Here is a 2,818-nt window from a genome sequence, read left to right as displayed (position 1 = left end):
AGAACTAGGAGATGCCTCAGTCCCATTTCGATTTGATGTTCATGCCATGATTTATAGTGATGAAGCCAGAACTTTAGAATATGAATTGCATAAAGCTTTTGCAGATAAAGCTGTCAATTTATTTAACTATAGAAGAGAGTTTTTTAATGTAACTCTTCAAGAAATTAAAGAAAAAATAGTAGAGTTAGGCTTTGAGGCTGAATTTATAACAGATGCGGAGGCGATGGAATATAGAGAATCATTACTACTAAAAGAACAATCAACTATAGAACCAATTGAAATGATTGAAGAAGAATTTCCAACGAGTTTAATGTAAGCTCATAATTTTTGACATCTGAATTAAAATAATTACTTTTACTTATTAAACTTTATAAGTTGGTTTATGCGTAATTTATGTTGTAATTATTTTTGTATTTTTAGTGAATATATTTGATGATATCTATAATGCAAGTAATTAACGCAGTTCAAATAATCGATATTTTAGGTACAAATAGCATCCCGATTAAGGTGTTAGCTGAGGATGCAGAAATTTATTTTGCTAAAACTATATTTAAAACTCATCCACCATTAGAAGATATTATTAACGAATTGATTGGTAATTTTATTTATAGTAGTTGGGGAATTCGGGTACCTGAAATCAATGTAATAAAAATTGAAAACGAACTTTTACAGCGTTTTATAACAGATAATAATATAGTTACTAAATATAGTGATTATAATTTAGAAGAATTATTTATTATTGGAGTTAAAGAAGTTGTTAATCAGATAGATGTAGATATACATAACTTGACTATTACGAGTAAAAATGATTTCAATAAATTTTTAAACCCTTATTTATTTTTAGATATAGCTTTTTGTGATATATGGTTAGGGAATAAAGATCGAAGAATTAATAATACTAATTTACTTTTAGTTGAAGATTATGGTAAATTAGATTTTGTTGCGATAGATCATACGCAGCTATTTGCAAATCAAATCAATTACAAAGGGCTTAAAATTACTATCATGGATAGTGATTTGTCTAATATGTTAATAACTACCGATTTCACTAAAAAGATTTGTAAATTTGCAGAGAAAGAAATAATTTCAACGTATCATAATAGAATTCTTGAAAAGATTGGTATAACACTTGATGTTTTACCTAACTTCTTAGATCTCTTACCTTCTGAAATAGGACTAAGTAAAGCAGGGAGAAAGAAAATTATAGAGGTATTAGAAAATCAAGAAAGAAACAATAGAGTCGCTAACAAATTAATCAATTTACTAAGATGAAATCGTATTACAGTTTAATCAGGTATTTTAATAACTCCTTATCGAAGGAGAATATTGTTATTGGGTTAATTGCGATTTCTACAACCAATGTATTTTATAGATTCTCTGAATCTAAAATTAAATTGATTTCTAAATTTTCAGATCATCGTGATGATCTTTTAAATTATAATGTAAAAAAAATAAAAGATTATTTAGATATCAATGTTAAGGATAAATTATTTGTCAAAGAGAACTCTTACAACCTTAAACTATACATTGACCGTCTTTCTATTTATAGTAATGGTTTGATTCAATTTGATAAACCTGTTGAATTGAATATGGATGTAAACGAAGCATTTTTCAATACATTCTATGATAAATACATTGGCGAGTTTAAATCAAATGCAAGAAATAAAAAAGTTGATCAAGTATTTATACAACGTGTAGAAAATAAATTTAGTAAGCCTTTAGAGCATATTATTGATATAGATTATAGAATAGAAAAAAAAATAATTCCATCATTATTCTTTGATTATAAATTAAATGGAATAGGTGTTAACGGTTCTATTTATAGTGTAAAATGTATTGATATCAATTCAAACAGAACACTTGAAAATATTCAGAAAGATGTTTCAGAATTAGAAAGTTTAAGTTATAGACTAAACAGATTTTCTGAAGATAAAGTTATGCATCCAGAAAACAATCGACATTACTTGGTTATAGATGAGTATAAGGGGTATGACGATAAATATGCAGAATTATATGAAGCTTTAATTAGTCAAGAAAACGATTTATATAAAATTGTCAATTCAGATCAATTAGATAATATTACGACTAAAATTATTAATTCTGGTGCTACTAAATTCTCAGCTTTAATTGAACAAAAACAAATAAGATAGAAAAATCCTTAATCATTAATGATTAATTATGATTATCAATAAAAACACGAATTATATAGCTGAATTCATATCAGGTCAGTCAGAGTGACGTTTGCAAAACATAGTATACTAAGTCATATGAATAACAAATTTGATGCGTTCTGAAACAAGCCCAGAATGACAAAACCCGTTTCCAAAACTGAATTTGATTATCAATAAAAAAACGTAAAACATTAAGCGTACAACATAGCACTTAATAAAAACCGGCATTAAATCTATGACGTTAAGAAAATAATTGATTGTAACGTATAAAAGGTTTTAGCCCGTAGGGTTTTTAAAATCTTTAGTGAAAAGAAATTATTTTTAGTCAAATAGATTTACAGCCAAGCGTTTTTTGTTTCGTTTTTTGCGCTCAAAAAATGAAAGGAAATTTCTCGATGCTTCGAAATAACAAAGAATACCTGTCATTCCGAAGAAGTGACAACGAATGAGGAATCTACTATCATAAGAATAACGATAATGATTTTTTATCATTCAATAATTGGAAATACTAGGTTTCCAATAAATGAGTGGGGTAGACCTCCAAAATGTAATTAATTTTCGAATTATTTAGGTTTTCATTGAACAATGTCTCACCTTTTTTTAACCTCAAAAACAGTTACATTTTTACCTTCCAGATGAATGTATTT

At 26.8% G+C, this 2,818-nt stretch carries 3 protein-coding genes; all 3 read left to right on the top strand.

Going from position 1 to position 2,818, the window contains the following annotated elements:
- On the top strand, nucleotides 1-316 hold a 316-nt coding region (locus tag B2217_RS11500; RefSeq protein ID WP_291122620.1), incomplete at its 5' end, for a GIY-YIG nuclease family protein.
- Nucleotides 317-444: 128 nt separating this feature from the next.
- A complete protein-coding gene (locus B2217_RS11495) occupies nucleotides 445-1,272 on the top strand; it encodes a HipA family kinase (RefSeq protein ID WP_180906471.1) in 828 nt (275 codons plus the stop codon).
- Nucleotides 1,269-2,150: a hypothetical protein gene (locus B2217_RS11490; protein WP_291122618.1), complete on the top strand. Its 882-nt coding sequence runs from the start codon at nucleotides 1,269-1,271 to the stop codon at nucleotides 2,148-2,150. The genes B2217_RS11495 and B2217_RS11490 overlap by 4 nt, the downstream gene beginning before the upstream one ends.
- Nucleotides 2,151-2,818: the final 668 nt, after the last annotated feature.

This window comes from Empedobacter sp. UBA7620, from assembly GCF_002484185.1.
Classification (GTDB): Bacteria; Bacteroidota; Bacteroidia; order Flavobacteriales; family Weeksellaceae; genus Empedobacter; species Empedobacter falsenii_C.
Note: the sequence above shows the minus strand (reverse complement) of the source record. Positions and strands in the feature narration are given on the sequence as shown.

What these genes read in the sequence shown, in the direction of transcription:
- B2217_RS11490 (WP_291122618.1), top strand. Translation starts at nt 1,269, where the DNA reads ATGAAATCGTATTACAGTTTAATCAGGTATTTTAATAACTCCTTATCG.
- B2217_RS11495 (WP_180906471.1), top strand. Translation starts at nt 445, where the DNA reads ATGCAAGTAATTAACGCAGTTCAAATAATCGATATTTTAGGTACAAAT.